Below are 19,719 nucleotides of genomic sequence, written 5' to 3' on the forward strand. Positions count from 1 at the left end.
GGCCCTGAATACGCCAACAATCATAAAAATAACCGAGGTTCACGACGTGGCCGCCGATATCGAAGATAGCCGCTATGCGCGCTTTGCCCTGCGCTGCTCCAATTTTGCCGAACGCTGGTTCCCCGATTCCTGGGTGTTTGCCGCGCTGGCAGTGATTATCGTCGCCGTGGCCACCCTGGCCATGGGCGCCAAACCCACCGACGCCGCGATGGCGTTCGGTGACGGGTTCTGGAGCCTGATCCCGTTCACCATGCAGATGGCCTTCGTGGTGATCGGCGGTTACGTGGTCGCCAGCTCACCGCCCGCGGTCAAGCTGATCGACCGTTTGGCGAAGATCCCGAAAAACGGCCGCTCGGCGGTGGCTTGGGTGGCGTTGATCTCCATGGTCGCATCGCTGCTCAACTGGGGCTTGTCGCTGGTGTTCGGCGGTTTGCTGGTTCGCGCCCTCGCCCGCCGTACCGATCTGAAAATGGACTACCGCGCCGCCGGTGCTGCCGCTTACCTGGGCCTGGGCGCGGTGTGGGCCTTGGGCCTGTCGTCGTCGGCCGCGCAATTGCAGGCCAACCCGGCCAGCCTGCCGCCGTCGATTCTGTCGATTACCGGGGTGATCCCGTTCACGCAAACCATTTTCCTGTGGCAGTCCGGCGTGATGCTGCTGGCGCTGATCATCGTCTCGCTGATCGTCGCCTATGCCACCGCGCCCGGCCCGAATTCCGCCCGCGACGCCGAGGCCTGCGGGGTCGATCCCGCCTTCAACCTGCCGCCACTGCAACCGCGCACCCGTCCCGGCGAATGGCTGGAACACAGCCCCTTGCTGACCATTCTGCTGGCGCTGCTGGCGGCGGGCTGGCTGTTCCATGAGTTCTCGACCAAGCCGGCGATCAGCGCGATTTCCGGGCTGAACACCTACAACTTCCTGTTCATCATGGTCGGCGCGCTGCTGCACTGGCGGCCGCGTAGCTTCCTCGATGCGGTCTCCCGCGCGGTGCCGACCACCACCGGCGTGCTGATCCAGTTCCCGCTGTACGGCTCGATCGCGGCGTTGATGACCACCGTCAAAGGCACTGACGCCCAGACGCTGGCTCACCACATCTCGACCTTTTTCGTCCAGATTGCCTCGCACGACACCTACGCGCTGCTGATGGGCGTGTACTCGGCGATCCTCGGTTTCTTCATCCCGTCGGGCGGCGGCAAATGGATCATCGAAGCGCCATACGTGATGCAAGTGGCCAACGACCTCAAGTACCACCTCGGCTGGGCCGTGCAGATCTACAACGCCGCCGAAGCCCTGCCGAACCTGATCAACCCGTTCTACATGCTGCCGCTGCTCGGCGTACTCGGCCTGAAGGCCCGCGACTTGATCGGCTTCTCGTTCGTGCAACTGCTGGTGCACACCCCGATCGTGCTGTTCCTGCTCTGGGCGTTGGGGACAACCTTGGCGTATGTCGCGCCGGTGATGCCGTAACGCATAAAAAATCGCCCCTGGGTCGTTTGATCGGGGGCGATTGATTGCGCGTCATACAGGACAGGCCTGAGCCAGCACCAGATGTCGGAATTTCAGCGGAAGATCGCCAGGGGTTAACAAATCGACATGCACGCCCAACAGATCCTCCAATTCGACTTGCAGCCCTCCCAAATCAAAAAGGGTGGTACCGGGGAGTGCGTCAACGAGTAAATCGAGATCGCTACCCTCGACATCAGTCCCCAACAGGGCCGAACCAAATACTCTGGGATTGCTGGTTGGAAAGCGAGCTACAAGCTCTCGGACAGCCGCACGTTTCAGTTCCAGAGCGGTGGACGGTTTCATAGGTCACCAGTTCCAAATGGAGTTTCGCGCGAGTTTAGCAGTGCTGGCAGATCGGAAACACCGCCCCCTTCAGCAGCCAGCCGTCTTGTTGAAACCATACATGTACAACCATGGTGGCTGAGTGGAATGCTGGTGAAAGAGTCCAGCGTTCACCTAATGTCAGATCACGAAAAAAAGCACGCTTGCCAAATGAAGGCTGACGACGCCAGCTCGTCGCAAATAATGGCATCGCGCCACTACTTTTCTTTACCACTTCCCCGCTCCAGTAATATCCTTGTGCGCCGATTAACTGTTTCAAGCCTTTTCTGAGCGCAGGGAGTTCGTTGTCATGATCGTAGGGATTGACCTGGGGACCACCAACAGCCTCGCAGCCGTGTGGCGTGGGGAATCCAGCGAGTTGGTGGCCAATGCCTTGGGGCAGTTTCTGACGCCCAGTGTGGTCGGGCTCGATGACGAGGGCCGGATTCTGGTCGGCCAGGCGGCGAAAGAGCGCTTGCACACCCACCCGAAGCAGACCACCTCGCTGTTCAAACGACACATGGGCAGCGCACATGAAGTGTATCTGGGTGACCGCGCCTTTCGTCCGGAAGAACTCTCGGCGCTGGTGCTCAAAAGCCTGAAGGAAGACATCGAACGCGCCTACGGCGAGCCGGTGCTGGAAGCTGTGATCAGCGTGCCGGCTTATTTCAGCGATGCCCAACGCAAAGCCACGCGGATTGCCGGTGAGCTGGCGGGGCTGAAGGTGGACAAACTGATCAACGAACCGACAGCGGCGGCGCTCGCGTACGGTTTGCATCAGCGCGGCAAGGAAACCTCGTTTCTGGTGTTCGACCTCGGCGGTGGCACCTTTGACGTGTCGATCCTTGAGCTGTTCGAAGGGGTGATGGAAGTCCGCGCCAGCGCTGGGGATAACTTCCTCGGTGGCGAAGATTTCGACGAAGTGCTGCTGCAGCATTTTGTCGACAAAATGCGCAACGTAACGAATTTCCCCTCGACCGATGCGGTGATCCAGCCGTTGCGGCGAGAGGCTGAGCGCGTGCGCAAAGCGCTGGGCCAGGAGACGAGCGCCGAGTTCGTGCTGCGGGTCGGTGGTGAACAATGGAGCCTGTCGCTCACCCAGCAAAAACTCGCCGAACTCTACGCACCGTTGCTGGAACGCTTGCGCGCACCGATCGAGCGGGCGCTGCGGGATGCACGGATTCGCGTCAGCGACCTCGATGAAATCCTCCTGGTGGGCGGCACCACGCGCATGCCGCTGGTGCGCAAACTGGCGGCCGGGCTGTTCGGGCGTTTTCCGTCGATCACCCTCAACCCCGATGAAGTGGTGGCCCACGGCGCGGCGGTGCAGGCAGCGCTGAAGGCGCGTAGTGCGGCGCTGGAAGAAGTGGTGCTGACCGACGTCTGCTCCTACACCTTGGGCATCGAGATCGCTAACCAGATCGGGCAGAACATCGAACGCGGCCATTACATGCCGATCATCGAGCGCAACAGCATCGTGCCGGTGAGCAAGGTCAAGACCGTGGTAACGATGCACGACGATCAGAAAAGCGTGCTGGTGAACATCTTTCAAGGCGAGAGCCGCCTGGTCAAAGACAACGTCGCCCTAGGCCAACTGGACATCCCGGTGCCCAAGCGCAAGGCCGGCGAAGTGTCGCTGGACGTGCGGTTCACCTACGACAACAACGGCTTGCTCGAAGCTCAGGTCGACATCCCGCTAACCGGCGAACAGCATTCGCTGGTGATCGAGAACAACCCCGGTGTGCTGAGCCCGGAAGACATCCAGAAACGCCTGCAAGCCCTGGCGTTGCTGAAAATTCATCCGCGCGAGCAGCAAGTCAACACGCTGCTGGTGGCGCGGCTCGAGCGGCTGTATCAGGAAAGCCTCGGTGATCTGCGCCAGCAAGTGGCGCAATGGGCCGGGTATTTCCAGCATGCGCTGGAAAGCCAGGATGAACGGCGCATCCGCGAGGTGCGTGGTGAGCTCAATGCGCAACTGGAAACCCTGGACGCCGGTTTCTGGCATTAAGGAACGCGCGCCATGACGTGTTGGGCTGTGCTGCAACTGGACGAGGATGCCGACGAACGCAGCATCAAGCGCAGCTATGCGCGGCTGCTCAAGGTGCATCGCCCCGACGAGGACCCCGAGGGCTTCCAGCGTTTGCGCGAAGCCTACGAGCACGCGCTCAGCGTGGCTCGCTGGCGGGCGGAGCGGGAGCTGGAATCGTCTGATGACACGGTGGTCGAGCGACTCACCCGGGTCGACCCGCTAGGCGCTGAGACTCGCCGCGATCCGCTGCAGCCCGCGAGCGATGCCGCCGAGCGCATCAAACCCGTCGAGCCCGCGCTGTTCGAGGCACCGACCGTCCCGGCCAGCGAAGTCGCGGCCCGTGCGTTGCTCGACGGCTTGTCGTCCGAGAACCTCGGCCAGCGCTGGCAACAGGCGCAAGCGCAGGCCTGCACTGAGGCGTTCGAACGGCACTTGTTGCAGCTGTGTTTTGATCATCCGGCGTTGCGCAGTTCGGTCGCCCGTTGGGCCGCGCAACATTTGGAATGGCTGACGCCGTGGCAACGGGTGGCCATGAGCGAGGCGCAACAAACCGCGCTGGCCAGCGGTTTGTTGCAGGATTACCAGCAGACATTGCAGTACTGGCTGGAGGACGGCCAGGAACGCGAATACATCAACCAGCTCAAGGCCTACAGCGCCCAGCCGTGGTTGCAGGTGTTCGACCGGCGTCAGCAGTGGCAAAGCATGGTTATGCAGCAACTGCACGACAGCCAGTGGAGCGTGCCGCTGTTCGAGCGGGTCTGCCGGTTGTTCGACTGGGACGATGCCAAGAGCGTGCACCCGCAGCCGGCGTGGATCTGGCAAGCACTGGTGGAGCGCTGCCAGCAGGAAAGTTTCTATCAAAACCTGCAGGACAAAGTCGACGGCAACCGCATCTGGGCCGCCGACGTGCAAGCCGCGCATCTGCTGATGACACCCATGTCGCCCAAGCAGCAAAAGAAAATGATCGACGGGTTTGGCCTGAATGAATGGCAGGCCTGCCAGGACCTGGCCGACAACCTCAAGTGGCGGTATCCGCAACTGATCGAACGCTTGCCGTATCGCGATGTGTACTTCTGGCGGCGCTTTTTGCCACGCCCGGTGCTGGCAGAAACCTGGATCAGAGTGTGGGCCGGGGTAGCCGTAGCGTTGGCGTTGTTCTATCGCGAACACAACCAGTATTCGCCGGGGCTGAGTTTCCTCTGCGGATTATTTATCGCGTGGATTCCGATCTGGTTCGCCCGGCTCGGTATGAGTTGGTGGGAGCCGATCACGGCCACGTTCATCACTCAGGATTTGCGCCTGACCGAGCGCCTGATTCCCCCTCGCGTGAACCCTGACAGCCGCTGGCTGCTGCTGCGCCACGGCGTGCCGCAACTGGCCATGTTAGCGCTGTTCACCGGGTTATTGGGGGTGCTGGGGTTCGTCAGCTACTTTGGATTCATCAGCATCGGCCTGCTGCACAAGCGACGCATGGGCCGCATCGACCCCGCCCTGGCCGCTCGCCATCCCTGGCTGACGGCGCTGCATTGGGCACATTGGAGTCCGTTGCAGTTAGGTTTTTTGCTGATGATGGTGGTCGTGACGGTGCTCTGCCAGAGCTACTGGCCGGGATTCCCGCTGACCCACATGCGGCCGGGCTGACGCCCGGCTTTTGCGAGTTCCCCGCCCGCCGTCCGCGGGCTCACGCTGAAAAGGATCTGAGCATGTTCAAACCCGCACGCCGTACCCTTCTGCGCACCACCCTCGCCTTGACCGCACTCGCCGCCGCCACCCTGGGCAGCGCCGACGCCTATGCCGACGCCGACCTCAAGCTGGGCAGCACGGAACGGGTCACGCGGCTGTTCGCTTATCCCAACAACTGCAACGTCATCTGTTTTCGCAACTGGACCCTGGAGCAAACGGTCGAGCATTACCTGACCCAGAGTGTGCAGCGCGATGGCTACAGCACCGCTAAGGTCGAAGTGAAAACCGATAATGGGCAGCTTTACGCGGCCATCAGCGGCGTGCCGGCCGGTTACGAAAAACCGCTGGCCGCGCTGCTCGACGCGGGTGACCTGGCCTACAGCGGCGCCAGCAAGCTGAACGCGGATCAGAAATGGGCGTTCAACTGGTACCTGTTCCTGCCGCTGGGCATGGCCCTGGAAAACCGCAAGAGCGTCGAGTTGCTGCACTTTCCGCCGGATTACTCGCTGACCCAGGCGCAGGATTATCTGGAGTCCGCCACCACCGATCGCTGGGCCCAACTGCTGGAGGACAACGGCATTCCCGCCGCACAGACGCCGGCCTACCAGACCATTATCGACATCGCACCCATCGCCGCGCCCTCCTCGGCCGGCAAGGATCTGGAAGGCGTCTACGACTATTTCAAGGACTACCAGACCACCATGGTCCGGGAGGTCAGCCGCAGCGCCAGCGGCACGGGATTGCCAATGGTCGCGTTCGGCGCGCCAGTGCGTAACTGGTTGAAGACGCAGTACGGGGTGACGGTCAACGTGCTGGGCCTGGCGCTGATTCGCTGGTCGGACGGCGTGACGGTGCCGGTGCTGGGCGCCAACCACCCGAGTTACATCTGGTACGCGGCGGACCCGGCCAGCTATGGCGGTGACCAGGCCAAGGCCGATGCCGCCGGCCTGAGCGTCATGGGACAGGATTTAAGCGCGGCGTGCTGGCAGGCGGGCATGGGCAGCCAACCGGGCAGCGATCCAAAAACTCTGCTCAGCCACTGCATGCAGACCTGGCAAGTGACGCAGAAAGACAAAACCTGCGAGCTATTCTTCACCTCGGTCCGCAACCTGACGCCCGCTCAGGCGCAGGCCAAATGCTCGCCGACAGCGGTCACCGCGCAACGCTCGGTCACCGCGCCAGCGCTGCCGGCCGAGCCCGCCATCTCCCGATAACAAAAACGCCGCCCCCGTTCGCACAGGGGCGGCGTTTTTTGTGGCTGCGTTGAGATCGCTGCTTAGCTCGCGCCGACTGGACGTAACCGATACTGCGGCGGCAATTGCTCGAAACCACTGATGGTGGCGTTCAAGCTCTTCCAGCGACCGTCCTTGATGCCGTAGATGCAACCGTGGATCGACAGCGGCTGGCCGCGATGCCAGGCGTTCTGCACGATGCTGGTGTGGCCGACGTTGGCCACTTGCTGGATCACATTCAACTCGCACAGGCGATCGACACGTTCCTCTTCGGTCGGCAACTGTGCCAACTCGTCGCGACGTTCGTAATACAGATCACGAATCGAGCGCAGCCAACCATCGATCAGGCCCAATTGGCGATCCTGCATCGCCGCGCGCACACCGCCACAGCCGTAGTGGCCAGTGACCAGGATGTGCTTGACCTTAAGCACGTCCACTGCGTACTGAATCACCGACAGACAGTTGAGGTCGGTGTGCAGCACCACGTTCGCCACGTTGCGGTGCACAAACAAGTCGCCGGGCAGCATGCCGACGATCTCGTTGGCCGGCACCCGGGCGTCGGAACAACCGATCCACAGGTACTCCGGCGTTTGTTGGCGGGCCAGCTTGGAGAAGAAGTCCGGATCTTCCTGCTTGATCGCTTCGGCCCAGCGTTCGTTGTTATCAATCAGATCTTGTAGTTCGTTCATGCTGTGATGCCTCAAGAATGATGCGCTGGTTTGACAGCCGCCCGTCCGCCGGGGTCACCAATGCGCCGCAGAAAATCCTGTGATGAAGGCCAGCGGAATTCTCGCCAGCCCTGTGAGTCCACCCCAGTAAGGCCCACAGTATGAGGAATTGCCATGAATGATTCACGACGCCCGTACGATGCAGCGCAACCGGAACCCATCGACGATAACGAAGACCGTATGGGTTCGATGCGTGAGCTCGATTTCGACGAAGACGAACCGACCGCGAAAATCGGTGATGAATTGCCTGAAGGTGAACGCGAGCAATTGATTCCCGACGAGCGCGTTCGCGAAGCCGGACTGACCGGCGCTTCGACCGATGACCACGAGTCTACGGATGACGACATGAGCCCGGAAACCCTGATCCGCGAAGACGGCGCGCGGGATGCCAGAGAGGCTGGCGAAGACGAACCGGCCGACTGGGAATTGAGCGTAGTCGATGAGGATGAGATCGGCGGCGGGAACGGATTAGATGAAGAAGAACTGGCGCGGCGCGATCCGCTGGATGGCAAGCGTTAACTCTGTGGCGTCCGCAAGGACGCCTTCGCGAGCAGGCTCGCTCCCACAGTGGCTTGGCGTCGCGCCTGTAGGAGCGAGCCTGCTCGCGAAGCTTTGAAAATCAGTCCACCAAGGTACAGGCCATGACCACCGCATCTTCACGCCCACCGACCGCCGGGTAGTAATCCCGGCGCCGGCCGACTTCATTGAAGCCATAGCGCTCGTACAGGCGAAACGCCGAGCGATTGCTGTCGCGCACTTCCAGGAAGCATTCTCGGGCCTCAGCGGCGTAGGCGCGGGACATCAGGTGCTCCAGCAGGATCAGCCCCAGGCCACGGCCCTGATTCTCCGGTTTGACCGTGATGTTCAGCAGATGCGCCTCGTCGAGGATGATCTGCACCACGCCATGCCCGACCTGTTGCTGGCCTTCGAACATCAACCAGATCTGATACTTGCCCAGGCCGTCGGTGAAAATCCCGCGGGTCCAAGGATGGCTGTACGCCGCGTATTCAATCTTCAGTACAGCGTCCAAGTCCGCCTCGGTCATCGGGCGGAACGATACAGCGTCACTCATTCGGTTCTTTCCAGCGCGCCATCAGCCGACGCATGCTTTGCCAGACATCAGCCTTACGCTGTGGCTCTTCCATTAATAATTCCAGGCCGGGCAAGGCCCAGACCGAGCCCAGGCCTTCGACTTGCAACTCACGGTTGAACGACTCGGCATTGGCTTCGCCGGCAAAGCGCACGGCTGGCAGGCCGATCAGCCACAGACACACGCAGGGAGCGTCTTCGAGCCGGGCCGAGACGAAGCCCTGCACGAAGTCGCGCGCCGCGTCCGGCCCCTGGTCCATAGTGCCGCGTGCCAGCAATGGCCAGCGCACCGGCTCGCCGACGATTTGCGGGCTGTCCGGCAGACCGGCGGCGCGCAGCATGTCCTTGAGCAACAGGTAAGCGGGGTCGCGGGTCTGGAAGGTTTCGCCTGTGGGTAACTCCACCAGCAGCAAGCAACGGCCTGCGCGCAATAATTGCAGGGAGAAACGCGGAGGCGGCACGATGGGCGCCTTGACCACCACCGGTGCGGCCTCTTCCTCAGGCTGAGCGTTGGTGCGAGTACTGGCCAGGGACGGACGCGGCACGTCGATTTTCGTCCGTTCGACCGGTGGCGCCGTCACCACTGGCGCGGCGTTGGCCGCCGGCGCGGGCGTTGCCACCGGCAATGGCGCGCCAACCACCGGCGGCTCCTGGATCTCCAGCAACTCGGGCCGTGACGGCGCGGCGAAGGGCAACTCGGTGCGCGGCAGCCAGTTGACCACCTGCATGGCGGTCAGATAGGCGCGGCGACGGGACTCGATTAGCAAGGGTCGGCCACTTGTGGATAACTGAAGTGGAGCGATTCTACCGCCCTTCGCTGAAGATCGCCCGCGCTTGATTGATTCGCCGACGGCGTTTGCCCAAAGAAAAGCCGACAGCCCGTCCCGAGAGTGAATCGCATTGCCCCTGATGCAGTACAATCGCGGCTTTTAATCGCCAACCAGCCGGCCATTCCAATGATCGAACCCAAGCGCGTCTTGCGCGCCCTCGCCGAACACTGGGCACTTCTGGAGCCTCTGTGCGAGCACTTCGACCAAGGCACCCTGAGCCTCAACGAACTGCGCACGCAACTGGCCGCCCAGCAACTGGACAGCACCCCGCAGGACATCACCAGCCTGCTGGACGTGTGGATTCGCCTCGACATTCTGGTTCCCGTGGCGAAAAGCCCGAACCGTTTCGAGCTGAATGCACAGATCCACGATTTCCTCGCCTACCTGCGCCGCGAACATCGCCTGGGCCTGTGCCTGGAAATCGAAGCCTACCTGCGCCACCTCGAACGCTTGGCTGGGTACATCCAGGATGCATTCGACATCCGCGACGGCAATGATCTGGCGCGCCAATTGCGCTTGCTCGACATGCGCGTACGCGATGTATTGAAGAAGCTCGCCAACGACGAACAAGCCCTGGTGGCCGTCGCCGAACGGGCCAAGACCAGCGACCGGCAGATCCCGCTGCGTCAGCGCTACGCCGAAGTGCTGGCGACCTGGGACGAATACGTCGAACCGATGATCCAGCTGGTCAACGCTGACGGCGCCTTCGAACAAGGCGTGCGCAAGGTCGAGAATGTGTTGCTGAAGATGCTCACCGAGCAGCAGCGCCTCGGCCATCTGGTCGACGACGACATGCTGCTGCGCACCCACGCGCGCATCCTCGAAATGCAGACCAGCGCCCAGTTGACCCTGCGCCACGCACGCGAACTGCTGCTGCCGCTGCGCGAAGAAGCGCGCCGGCACAACGCGGTAACCCGGGGCGCGGCGCTGGCCTTGGCGGCGATCCGGCGCAAAGGCCTCGATGCCGTGCCGCAAGCGGCCATGCCCATGTTCACCCGGCCGCAAAGCACCTTCCTCGGCAGCGCCAGTCAGGTCGAAGCCTACGTCTACGCCCTGGCCCGGTTTGAACCGAAACCGGCGCGTTTCCCCAAGGCGCACAAGACCCACAGCGGCGGTCACGTTCCGCGCGCGCCACGCACGGTGCGCGAGATGCTCGAACGCTGCGAAGACGCCCTGCCGATGCCGGACCTGATGACCTGGCTGCTGGAGCAGGAGCCGGACGGCGCCACCGACGAATTGCTCTATTGGTTCTCGCGCCTGTCGCGGGAAAAACGCTTCAAGCGCGAGCGTCTGGAACGTCGCGACTACCACACCCATGAGCACCAGGTCAGCCTGCGCTCCTTCGCCCTGCTCTCGGCCCGCGACAGCGCCGCCGAGGATTCTGCGAGCATCCCCAATGCATCTTGATCTTTCCGAACTGTCCCAACTGGCGCCAATCTTTCGCGAGTTGTTCAAGGGTTACCACGTCAGCCGCCGCGACCCCGAGCTGTACGCGCAACTGTCCAATTGCCAGGACCAGTACCGAACCTTGTTCAAGGCCCTGGGTTTTGAGCTGGTGTGCGACACCCGTGGCTTCTATTACTTCGTGCCGGACAACGCCGCCGCAGCGGTGAACAAGACCGCGCAACGCCTGGCGCTGTTCACCTTCATCGTGGTCGAGCACCTGGCCGACCAGGGCCGCGACCCGATCGCCGTACTCGACGGCGGCAGCCTGGGCCGCGACGAACTGCCGTCGCTGCTGGAGAAGTACCGCGACCTGTTTATCCAGGCCGAAGTGCAGACCGTCGAAGAACTCGAAGAAAAAATCATGCGACGCATGACGCAGCTCGGTTTCGCCAGCGAAGAAACCGGCATCTACCGCTTCCTGCCGCCGATGCACCGTTTCCTCGATGTGTGTCTGTCGGTGCAGCAGGACCGCGACCTCGCCGCCAGTCTGCACAGCGTATTGCCGTTGCCGGTGCCGGTGTTGATCGATGACGACAGCGACGAAAAACTGCTGGAAACCGACGATCCGCTCGATCTAAGCGAATTCGACGCTGAAGAAAGTGAAGAAGTCGCCCTCGCCCGCGCCATTGCCGAAGAACAGGAGACCGACGCATGAGCCAGGAACGCTACGGCATCCGCCGCTTTGCCCTTTTGAACACCGCTGGCTACAGCCTCGGCCTGTTTCCGCTGGAAGAACCGCTGTCGGTGTACGGCGCGAACAATCTCGGCAAATCCGCCTCGATCAACGCCTTGCAGTTCCCGATTCTGGCGCGCATGTCGGACATGAGTTTCGGCAAGTACAGCCTGGAACAGTCCCGGCGCTTTTACTTCGCCTCGGACACCAGTTACATCCTCGTCGAAGTCTCGCTGCCCCACGGCCCGCACGTGATTGGCGTGGTCGGGCGCGGCCCGGGCGGTGGCTTCGGTCACCAGTTCTTCGCTTATGCCGGCAAGCTCGACCTGGCGCACTACCAGAAGAACGACACCTGCCTGCGCCAGAAAGAGCTGTTCACCAACCTTGAGCGCGAAGGCCTGAAAGCCTACGAACTCAAGCCCGATGAACTGCGCCGGTTGCTGGTGGGCGGCCACACCTCGATCCCGCTGGACCTGACGCTGATCCCGTTGCGTTCCACCAGCGAGCAGAGCCTGAAGACTTTCCGTGCGCTGTTCATCAACTTGCTGCACATGCGTGAAATCACCGCGGCCAAGCTCAAGCAATTGTTCCTCGATGCCTTCGAGCACAGCCTGCGCTCCGGCAGCGTCGACTACATCGCTGCCTGCGAAGAAGCGTTCCGCGATGTGCGGCGCATGGAGCAGGACTACCACTCGCTGGTGGCCGCCGGCCCATTGGTCGAAGCCTTGGCCAACGGCGTGAAACAGCGCGACATCCTGCGCGGCAAATTGCATCGGCTGTCGCCGCTGCTCGATTCACTGCTCGGGACTTGGTCGGATTACGCCAGCGCGCGTAAGGAAGAACTGACGATTCAAGCTGAGCACTACCGCAACGAGCAGGATTCGCTGCAAAACGATCAACGCGGCGGCACTCAGGAATTGATGCGCCTGGAGCGGGAAATCACCGGCGTGCAGCGTTGGCTCGGCGAGTTGTCGGTGCTCAAGCATCGCTTCGCCCTGGTGGACGACGTCAAGGTCCTGGAACAGCAACTGCTGGCGGCCAAGGACGCGCACGATGAACTGGCCGGCGCCCTGGCGCAGTCGCGGCAATTCAGCGCCGAAGACCTGGAGGAACGCCTGCGGGATCTGGAAAAACGCCTGAAGTCGGTCAAGCAACAACTCGATCACGCCGACAACAACAGCTACGCCCGCCTGCGCGAAGAGTTTTCGCAACAGGACGTCGAGCGCCTGATGCGTTTGTTCAACAGCGCGTTGTTCAGCCTACCGCTGGGCGAGCACGGCATCTCGCTGGATGACGACGGCCAATGGGTCAAATCCCTGGAGCTGATCCTCGATGGCTTCAAAGGCGAGCGCTTCGACGTGCCGGGCCTGTCCATCGATATCTCGCACATCGAGCCGCCGGCCCTGCAAGCCCTGGCCGATCGCGCCGCGCTGCGCGATCAAAAGGAACGCCTGGACAAAGAACTCAAGCAACTGAAAACCCAGCAAGCCGTAGCCTCTGACCGCGCGGCGAGCAAGACCCAGACCGAAGCGCTGTACCAGCAAGTGCTGGACGCGCAAAAAGCCCTGGAAGATTTCCGCCGCGCGCAAACCCTCAGCGCCGAGGAAGGCGACAAGCTGGAACAGCTCGCGCAGATGGAAGCCGCGCAGGACGAACTCAAGCGCTCCAGCGACGCCTTCACCGAACGAGTACAGCAACTGTCGGCCAAGCTGCAACTGGTCGGCCGGCAGATCGCCGACATGGAAGCCAAGCAGCGTACCCTCGATGACGCTTTGCGCCGTCGCCAGTTGCTGCCGGCGGACATGCCGTTCGGCACGCCATTCATGGACCCGGTCGACGACTCCATGGACAACCTGTTGCCGCTGCTCAACGACTATCAGGACAGTTGGCAGGGGCTGCTGCGGGCTGACGGGCAGATCGAAGCGCTGTATGCGCAAGTGCGCTTGAAAGGCGTGGCCAAGTTCGACAGCGAAGACGACATGGAGCGGCGTCTGCAACTGTTGATCAACGCTTACGCGCACCGCACCGACGAAGCCCTGACCCTGGGCAAGGCGCGGCGTGCGGCGGTCACCGACATTGCGCGGACCCTGCGCAACATCCGCAGCGACTACGACAGCCTCGAGCACCAACTGGCGCTGTTCAACCGCGAGATCAACAAGCGTCAGGTGTCGAACCTGCAGAGCTTCCGCATCGTCCTCGCGCCGAACAAGGAAGCGCTCAAGCACATCGACCAGATCATCCACAGCGCCGGTCAGTACGAGGAAGGCGAAACCCTGTCGGTGTTCGACCTCAGCCAAAGCGCCGATCAGGACAACAAGAACGAAGAAGCCAAGGAATACCTGGCGCGGCTGGTGGCGGCCAACCACAACCAGCTCGGCTTGAAGGATTTGTTCGAACTGGCGTTCGAGATCACCAAAGTCAACGGTCAACCGGTGATCCACACCGACATCGACGGCGCGGCCTCCAACGGCACCACCATGACCATCAAGGCACTGACCAACATGTATTTGTTGCTGCACTTGATGGACCGCGACCAGGCCGGTCGCGTGCGCCTGCCGTACTACCTCGACGAAGCGGCAGACATCGACGAGAAGAACCAGGCCGCGCTGCTGGAAACCAGCCTGCAACTGGGCTTCGTGCCGATCCTGGCGAGCGTCAAGCCGCAAGTCTGCGCCAGTGTCGCCATCGACCTGGAAGGCGGCAGCGGCCCGGCGGGGATCTACATCGACGAGGCTGACTGGAAATACATTCGCCGGCATGACGAGGTCAAGGCCACCGTCAATGTGGCAGCGGATGAACCGGAGTTGGACGAAGTCTGATTCGGATTTCAGCGCACAAAGAAAAGGCCGCGATCTGTTGGATCGCGGCCTTTTTTATGGTCGAGATTTCGTGTGGCGATGTCAGGTCTTGGATCTCAGCGCGCTGATGATGAACGCATGCAGGCTATTCACCGCTTTCGACCCGCGAGAAGCACGGCTACGCAGGATCGAGACTTCCATCGGCGCGATGGGCCCCAAGCCGTGCTCACTGCTTAACACCTGCAACGATGGCTGCACCGTGCACTGAGTGATGGCAGCGATCGCCAGACCGCCCTCGACCGCAGCAACCTGGCCGGCGAGGCTGGAGCTGTTGTAGACCACTTTGAATTGGCGGCCCTGATGGGTCAGGGAGTCCACCGCATATCGCCGTGCCAGACTGGCGCTTTCGTAGACGGCGATGGGCACCGGGTCGCGCCGCCACAGTTCGAACTGCGCCGAGCCGACCCAGACCATGGGTTCCTCGAACAGAAAGGTGCCGGTTTGCGGCGAATCTCGCGACACCAGCGCCAGATCCAGATCGCCGCTGCGCACCCGGGGAATCAGCGCGGTGGACTGCTCGCAGTCCAGTTCAATTTCCACACCGGCGTAGCGCGGCGAGAAGCGCTTAAGCAGCGGAGTGAGGTATCGGGCCGCGTAATCCTCGGCCACGCCGAGACGGATCCGCCCGGTCAATTCTTCACCGTGAAACGCCGCCTGGGTCTCAGCGTGCAGGGCGAGCATGCGCCGGGCGTAGCTCAGCAGCGTCTGGCCGTCAGCGGTGAGTTGCAAGTGCCGGGGGCCGCGGTTCAACAACTGCCGACCCAGCGCGGCCTCGAGTTTTTTCATTTGCATGCTGACGGCGGACTGCGATCGGTTGACCTCGTGGGCAGCACCTGACAACGAGCCGGCATCCACCACCGCCACAAAACACTTGAGCCAATCGATCTGCAAATCGCTGGCAGGCATCGTCGTCACCTCTATTCGTTAATCGAATGATTAAGACGTGAATTATGCGCTTCTCATGATCGTGGTTCACCCGCTAGATTTCGGGCCTGAATATTTCTGCGGATCTGATCATGCCTTTCGAGACTTGGTTGCTGTATCTGATTACTTGCTGCGGCATCTCGGTGGTGCCAGGGCCGAACGCTTTGTTGGCACTGACCCACGGCGCCCTTCATGGCAGCCGCAAAGCGCTGTTCACCATCACCGGCGGCGTCCTCGGCTTTGCCTTGGTGCTGTCGCTGTGTGCGCTGGGGTTGGGGGCGCTGATCCAGGCGTCGGCCACCTGGTTTGCTGCGTTGAAGATTGTTGGCGGCTTGTATTTGATCTGGCTCGGTTTCGGACTTTGGCGGTCGGCGCCGGTGAGTCTTGAAGCGACTGATACGACCACCTTCCGCCGGTGGTCGCTGTTCCGTCAGGGGTTGGTTTCGGCGATTTCCAATCCCAAGGCATTGTTGCTGTTTACGGCGTTTATCCCGCCCTTCCTCGATCCGCACCGCAATATCATCGCGCAGACGATCACCATTGCGCTGACCTACGCCGTGGTGGAGTTCATCGTTGAATACATGGTGGCCAGCGCTGCACACCGGGTCCGGCCGTGGTTAGCCAGGACCGGGCGGCGCTTCAACAAAGTCTGTGGCGGGTTTTTTGTACTGTTCGGACTGGCGTTGCCGATCCATTCCTGAAGGCATGTGAAAAGGGGCGCGCTGGACGCCCCTTCATCCGCTATTTACCGAGTGAAATCTTCGGCGCCCAAGTCAGCCATTCATCTTCGAATTTATCGAACAACGGGAAGGTCTGCTCAGGCCGCGCAGCGTTGCCCATTCGATCGCCGTCCGGCGTAGCGAAGGCGATCCCGCCCTGGATCAGGGTTTCCAGCGACTCGGTGCGCATGGTCGCGCCTTTGAACAATCCGTAATCAAAGCCGAAACCGCTGCTGTTCCAGAATCGCGTACCGCTGCGCACCAGAGGCGCGTACTTGGGCTCGATCAGGATGTGGATCAGTACCCGGTCCGCGGTCTGGCCCAGTTCGTAACCGGTGACCTTGCCGACGGTGACTTCACGGTAGGTGACCGGCACGCCGGTTTTCAGCGACCCGCGCCGGGCAGCACTCAAGACCAGGCTCAGCCCCGCCTCTTTAGTCACGACCTCCGGCGGATTGGCCAAAGCCACGAAGTTCTTCTGCGGACCGAGGTTCTTTGCCGCCGGTTGCACTTCGATGTATTGACCGGTGACCAGGGTCTCCAGATTGGCGGTCTTGATCAGCCCCAACTCGGGCTTGACCACCCAGAACTGACTGCCGGACCGGGCGATACGCTCCGGCACTTCGCTGATGCGCGCGGTAAGCATCACCGATTGCAGGTCATCACTGAGGTCGACGTCTTCGACCTTGCCGACATCCAGCCCTTTGAACCGTACCGGCGTGCCTGGCCGCAAGCCATCGGCGCGGTCGAGCTTAATGGTGATCACGGTGCCCTTCTGGTTCGCTTCTTCGTGGCTGGTGAACAAGCGGAAACGCGGTACACGCTTTTGCAGCGGCGCCTTGGCTTCCGGCGTTTCGAACGCAATACCGCCGGCCATCAGGCTTTGCAGGGACTCACTCTTGACCTGAATGCCGCCGGTAAGGCCGCCGCTTAAGGTGATCCCGCTGGCATTCCAGAATCGCGTCGATGCGTTGACCAGGTTTTCGTATTCCTTCTCGATGTGCACGCCGATGACCAATTGTTTCTTGGTCTTGGAGAATTGGTAGCTTTGCACCGACCCCACCTTGACCTGCTTGTAGAGGATCGGGCTGCCGACCTCCAGCGAACCCAGGTTGTCGGTGAACAACACCAGGTGCAGGCCAGGCGCGCGCAGATCCAGCGGCGGCGCCTTGGGCCGTGCTTCGAATTCACGCTTGGGCGCGCCACCCTTGTCGCCAGGACGGATGGCGATGTAATTACCTTTGACCAGCGCCTCCAGACCGGTGATGCCGGCCAGTGAGATCGATGGCTTGACCACCCAGAACTGCGTGCCATCAACCAGGTAATCCTCGGCCAGTGGGTCCAGGGTCAATTCGGCGGTGGCACTGGACAGGTCCGGATCAATCTTCAGCGCTTTCAGCGCGCCGACCTGGATGCCTTTGTACATCACCGGCGTGCGCCCGGCCTGCATGCCCTCGAAATCGGTCAGCTTGACCTTGACCCGAATCCCCGCAGCGGCCGCATCGAAGTCTTCGTATAGACGGAATGGCAGACTCGGGTCGGTGGGCGGGCTGTCTTTGCGGTTTTCCGGGGTGGCGAAGGCGATACCGCCGGCGACGATGCTGGCCAGAGATTCGCTGCGTACTTTCACGCCGGAGAGGTTGGCGTCGATGCTGATGCCGCTGGCGTTCCAGAAACGCGTGTGTTTGCGCACTAGGTTGGCGTAGGTCGGCTCGATGAAAACTTTGAGCTCGACGGTGCTTTGGTCTTCCGACAGCAAGTAGCTTTTGACCTGGCCGACTTTGATCTGCTTGTAAAACACCGGGCTGCCGCGATTGAGCGAACCGAGTCGATCAGCCTTGATCGTCAGGTGCAGGCCGGGCTTGGAATCGGACAGCGGTGGCTCTTCGGCCAGGGCCTTGAATTTGCGGGTCGGCTCGCCTTCGCCGGGGCTGATCGCAACGTAGTTGCCCGACACCAGGGTCTCCAGGCCAGTGATCCCGGCCAAGGTGACGCTCGGCTTGACCAGCCAAAAGCGGGTGCTGGTCTTGAGGTATTGCTCGACGTCCTTGTTCATCTCGACGGTGGCGATCACGCCTTTCGAGTTGCCTTCGTCATCCAGTTTGAGGGTCTTCACCTTGCCGACCGACATGCCTTTGTAGACCACTTCGGTTTTGTTGGCCTGGATGCCTTCACCGCTTTCGAAGCGCACCTGAATTTCGAGCCCGGTCTCGTTGTAGGCTTTCCAGCCGAGCCAGCCGCCGATAATCAAGGCAATCAGGGGCAACACCCAAATGGCCGACCAGTTCGAAGCCGGTCGGGTTTTCGCTTTAGGCAAATCAGTCATGGTCGTCGTCCGACTCCGTGTTATCCCAAATCAGTCGGGGATCGAAAGTTACTGCGGCCAGCATCGTCAGAATCACCACACTGGCAAAAGCGACAGCGCCGAGGTTGGCCTCTACATTGGCCAGCCGTCCAAAGTTCACCACCGCCACCAGGATGGCAATCACAAAAATATCCAGCATCGACCAGCGGCCGATGAACTTGATGAAGCGGTACATCCAGATCCGCTGACGCGCTGAAAGCGGTTGGCGGCGCTGTACGGAAAACAGCAACAAGGCGATGCCCACGAGTTTGAACGTCGGCACCAGGATGCTGGCGACGAACACCACGGCGGCGATGGGGATCATGCCGTGCTGCGCCAGTTGAATTACGCCCGACATGATGGTGCTGGGATCGCCCTGGCCCAACGAGACGACCGTCATGATCGGCAGCACATTGGCCGGGATGTAGAGAATCGCGGCCGTCACCAGCAAAGCCCAAGTCCGCGCAACGCTGTTGGGGCGGCGGCCATGCACCCGTGCACCGCAGCGGGTACATTCCTGCCCGTCAGTGTCAGCCTCCTGCTTGTTCAACTCATGACACTCCGTGCAAATCAGAATGCCCGCATCAATCGCCCGCATGGGCATCTTCTCCTGACAGCGCTTGCCAGATCTGGTGCGGCGACATCACCACTTCGAGCCAGGCCTGGATCAATAACAGACTGATAAAACACGCCAACCCCAGGCCCAAGCTCACCGACGCCATATCGACGAGCTTAACGATGGCCACCAGCACGCCCATGAGGTAGACCTCGAGCATGCCCCAGTCCCGCAGATGGTGATAAATGCGATAGAGCAACAGGCCGTAGTTGCGCCCGATATCCAGACGGATACTCAGCAGCACCGCCAGTTGGCACAGCAACTTCAGCAGCGGAATGGCCATGCTGCAGAGGAAGACCACCACGGCAACGCCCTGCATGCCGCTATTGAACAGACCGACCACGCCCGTCCACACAGTATCGTGTGACGTCTGCCCGAGTAGATTGAGCTGCATGATGGGTAAAAAGTTCGCCGGCACGTACAACAACAGTGCCGTGATGACCAAGGCGAGACTGCGCCGCACCACATTATGTCGATGGGCGTACAGCTCGTAACCGCAGCGCGGGCAGATTGCTTTCTCTCCGCGGGCGAGCGGCGGCTTGCGCATCAGCAAATCGCACTCGTGGCACGCGACCACATCTTCCAGCGGTAAATCTGACAGCCCTGGGGCGTCAACCGGATCTGCCATAAAGGGCTCAGGCTCTGAAAAAGGTTGGAGGTATTCTAGTGTTGTCGCTCGAAAATAACTGCGCAAATTTGTGCGTAACGCGGCGCCGACTTTAT

18 protein-coding genes are annotated in these 19,719 nt (G+C 61.5%); 9 read left to right on the forward strand and 9 right to left on the reverse strand.

What is annotated here, in order from left to right; all coding sequences use genetic code 11:
• The first annotated feature begins 46 nt into the window (after positions 1-46).
• Entirely contained in the window at positions 47-1,465 is a 1,419-nt protein-coding gene (locus tag RG836_RS22280) for a short-chain fatty acid transporter (RefSeq protein WP_310849610.1), read from the forward strand.
• A gap of 51 nt (positions 1,466-1,516) precedes the next feature.
• On the opposite strand, the gene RG836_RS22285 is transcribed toward RG836_RS22280, so the two are convergent.
• Complete coding sequence (locus tag RG836_RS22285; protein ID WP_310849611.1) at positions 1,517-1,807, reverse strand: nucleotidyltransferase family protein; 291 nt, start codon at positions 1,805-1,807, stop codon at positions 1,517-1,519.
• 34 nt (positions 1,808-1,841) lie between these two features.
• Positions 1,842-2,105 (reverse strand): hypothetical protein, encoded by a 264-nt coding sequence (locus RG836_RS22290; RefSeq protein ID WP_310849612.1) that lies wholly within the window; start codon positions 2,103-2,105, stop codon positions 1,842-1,844.
• Positions 2,106-2,135: 30 nt separating this feature from the next.
• Between RG836_RS22290 and RG836_RS22295 the strand changes: the two genes are divergently transcribed.
• The 3 genes from RG836_RS22295 (at position 2,136) to RG836_RS22305 (ending at position 6,751) form a co-directional block, all read left to right on the forward strand.
• Complete coding sequence (locus RG836_RS22295) at positions 2,136-3,833, forward strand: molecular chaperone HscC (RefSeq protein ID WP_310849613.1); 1,698 nt, start codon at positions 2,136-2,138, stop codon at positions 3,831-3,833.
• Positions 3,834-3,845: 12 nt separating this feature from the next.
• Entirely contained in the window at positions 3,846-5,495 is a 1,650-nt protein-coding gene (locus tag RG836_RS22300; RefSeq protein WP_310849614.1) for a J domain-containing protein, read from the forward strand.
• Positions 5,496-5,557: 62 nt separating this feature from the next.
• Complete coding sequence (locus tag RG836_RS22305; RefSeq protein ID WP_310849615.1) at positions 5,558-6,751, forward strand: hypothetical protein; 1,194 nt, start codon at positions 5,558-5,560, stop codon at positions 6,749-6,751.
• 62 nt (positions 6,752-6,813) lie between these two features.
• Here the strand turns inward: RG836_RS22305 and can are convergent, their stop codons facing one another.
• Positions 6,814-7,458 (reverse strand): carbonate dehydratase, encoded by a 645-nt coding sequence (gene can / locus RG836_RS22310; protein ID WP_310849616.1) that lies wholly within the window; start codon positions 7,456-7,458, stop codon positions 6,814-6,816.
• 153 nt (positions 7,459-7,611) lie between these two features.
• Between can and RG836_RS22315 the strand changes: the two genes are divergently transcribed.
• Entirely contained in the window at positions 7,612-8,016 is a 405-nt protein-coding gene (locus RG836_RS22315) for a serine kinase/phosphatase (RefSeq protein ID WP_310849619.1), read from the forward strand.
• A 100-nt stretch (positions 8,017-8,116) separates the two neighbouring features.
• Here RG836_RS22315 and rimI read toward each other — a convergent pair whose 3' ends face one another.
• Complete coding sequence (rimI, locus tag RG836_RS22320) at positions 8,117-8,569, reverse strand: ribosomal protein S18-alanine N-acetyltransferase (RefSeq protein ID WP_310849621.1); 453 nt, start codon at positions 8,567-8,569, stop codon at positions 8,117-8,119.
• Positions 8,562-9,314, reverse strand: coding sequence for an energy transducer TonB (locus tag RG836_RS22325; protein ID WP_310849651.1), 753 nt, complete (start codon positions 9,312-9,314; stop codon positions 8,562-8,564). Before RG836_RS22325 ends, rimI begins: the two co-directional genes overlap by 8 nt.
• 228 nt (positions 9,315-9,542) lie before the next feature.
• On the opposite strand from RG836_RS22325, the gene mksB reads away from it, so the two are divergent.
• Genes mksB through mksF form a run of 3 tightly spaced genes read left to right on the forward strand, consistent with a single transcriptional unit; the run spans position 9,543 to position 14,354 of the window.
• Positions 9,543-10,823 (forward strand): Mks condensin complex protein MksB, encoded by a 1,281-nt coding sequence (gene mksB / locus RG836_RS22330; protein WP_310849623.1) that lies wholly within the window; start codon positions 9,543-9,545, stop codon positions 10,821-10,823.
• Complete coding sequence (gene mksE, locus RG836_RS22335; protein WP_310849624.1) at positions 10,813-11,517, forward strand: Mks condensin complex protein MksE; 705 nt, start codon at positions 10,813-10,815, stop codon at positions 11,515-11,517. The genes mksB and mksE overlap by 11 nt, the downstream gene beginning before the upstream one ends.
• Complete coding sequence (mksF, locus tag RG836_RS22340) at positions 11,514-14,354, forward strand: Mks condensin complex protein MksF (RefSeq protein ID WP_310849625.1); 2,841 nt, start codon at positions 11,514-11,516, stop codon at positions 14,352-14,354. Before mksE ends, mksF begins: the two co-directional genes overlap by 4 nt.
• Before the next feature lie 81 nt (positions 14,355-14,435).
• Here mksF and RG836_RS22345 read toward each other — a convergent pair whose 3' ends face one another.
• Positions 14,436-15,299 carry a LysR family transcriptional regulator gene (locus RG836_RS22345; RefSeq protein ID WP_310849627.1) on the reverse strand — a complete coding sequence of 288 codons (864 nt, stop codon included), beginning with the start codon at positions 15,297-15,299 and terminating at the stop codon, positions 14,436-14,438.
• Between the two features lie 110 nt (positions 15,300-15,409).
• On the opposite strand from RG836_RS22345, the gene RG836_RS22350 reads away from it, so the two are divergent.
• Positions 15,410-16,018, forward strand: a complete 609-nt coding sequence (locus RG836_RS22350; protein ID WP_310849628.1) for a LysE family translocator — start codon at positions 15,410-15,412, stop codon at positions 16,016-16,018.
• Positions 16,019-16,058: 40 nt separating this feature from the next.
• On the opposite strand, the gene RG836_RS22355 is transcribed toward RG836_RS22350, so the two are convergent.
• The 3 genes from RG836_RS22355 to RG836_RS22365 are packed head-to-tail and all read right to left on the reverse strand — an operon-like array spanning position 16,059 to position 19,624.
• Positions 16,059-18,362 (reverse strand): PqiB family protein, encoded by a 2,304-nt coding sequence (locus RG836_RS22355; RefSeq protein ID WP_310849629.1) that lies wholly within the window; start codon positions 18,360-18,362, stop codon positions 16,059-16,061.
• A complete protein-coding gene (locus tag RG836_RS22360) occupies positions 18,355-18,978 on the reverse strand; it encodes a paraquat-inducible protein A (RefSeq protein ID WP_310849631.1) in 624 nt (207 codons plus the stop codon). The genes RG836_RS22355 and RG836_RS22360 overlap by 8 nt, the downstream gene beginning before the upstream one ends.
• A complete protein-coding gene (locus tag RG836_RS22365) occupies positions 18,965-19,624 on the reverse strand; it encodes a paraquat-inducible protein A (RefSeq protein ID WP_310849652.1) in 660 nt (219 codons plus the stop codon). The genes RG836_RS22360 and RG836_RS22365 overlap by 14 nt, the downstream gene beginning before the upstream one ends.
• Positions 19,625-19,719 lie beyond the last annotated feature (95 nt).

It is taken from the genome of Pseudomonas rhizozeae (genome assembly GCF_031583775.1).
In the GTDB taxonomy this organism is placed as follows: Bacteria; Pseudomonadota; Gammaproteobacteria; order Pseudomonadales; family Pseudomonadaceae; genus Aquipseudomonas.

Coding starts and splice junctions, on each gene's coding strand:
- RG836_RS22285 (WP_310849611.1), bottom strand. CDS start 1,807: ATGAAACCGTCCACCGCTCTGGAACTGAAACGTGCGGCTGTCCGAGAG.
- RG836_RS22295 (WP_310849613.1), top strand. CDS start 2,136: ATGATCGTAGGGATTGACCTGGGGACCACCAACAGCCTCGCAGCCGTG.
- RG836_RS22300 (WP_310849614.1), top strand. CDS start 3,846: ATGACGTGTTGGGCTGTGCTGCAACTGGACGAGGATGCCGACGAACGC.
- RG836_RS22305 (WP_310849615.1), top strand. CDS start 5,558: ATGTTCAAACCCGCACGCCGTACCCTTCTGCGCACCACCCTCGCCTTG.
- can (WP_310849616.1), bottom strand. CDS start 7,458: ATGAACGAACTACAAGATCTGATTGATAACAACGAACGCTGGGCCGAA.
- RG836_RS22315 (WP_310849619.1), top strand. CDS start 7,612: ATGAATGATTCACGACGCCCGTACGATGCAGCGCAACCGGAACCCATC.
- rimI (WP_310849621.1), bottom strand. CDS start 8,569: ATGAGTGACGCTGTATCGTTCCGCCCGATGACCGAGGCGGACTTGGAC.
- RG836_RS22325 (WP_310849651.1), bottom strand. CDS start 9,314: ATGCAGGTGGTCAACTGGCTGCCGCGCACCGAGTTGCCCTTCGCCGCG.
- mksB (WP_310849623.1), top strand. CDS start 9,543: ATGATCGAACCCAAGCGCGTCTTGCGCGCCCTCGCCGAACACTGGGCA.
- mksE (WP_310849624.1), top strand. CDS start 10,813: ATGCATCTTGATCTTTCCGAACTGTCCCAACTGGCGCCAATCTTTCGC.
- mksF (WP_310849625.1), top strand. CDS start 11,514: ATGAGCCAGGAACGCTACGGCATCCGCCGCTTTGCCCTTTTGAACACC.
- RG836_RS22345 (WP_310849627.1), bottom strand. CDS start 15,299: ATGCCTGCCAGCGATTTGCAGATCGATTGGCTCAAGTGTTTTGTGGCG.
- RG836_RS22350 (WP_310849628.1), top strand. CDS start 15,410: ATGCCTTTCGAGACTTGGTTGCTGTATCTGATTACTTGCTGCGGCATC.
- RG836_RS22355 (WP_310849629.1), bottom strand. CDS start 18,362: ATGACTGATTTGCCTAAAGCGAAAACCCGACCGGCTTCGAACTGGTCG.
- RG836_RS22360 (WP_310849631.1), bottom strand. CDS start 18,978: ATGCGGGCGATTGATGCGGGCATTCTGATTTGCACGGAGTGTCATGAG.
- RG836_RS22365 (WP_310849652.1), bottom strand. CDS start 19,624: ATGGCAGATCCGGTTGACGCCCCAGGGCTGTCAGATTTACCGCTGGAA.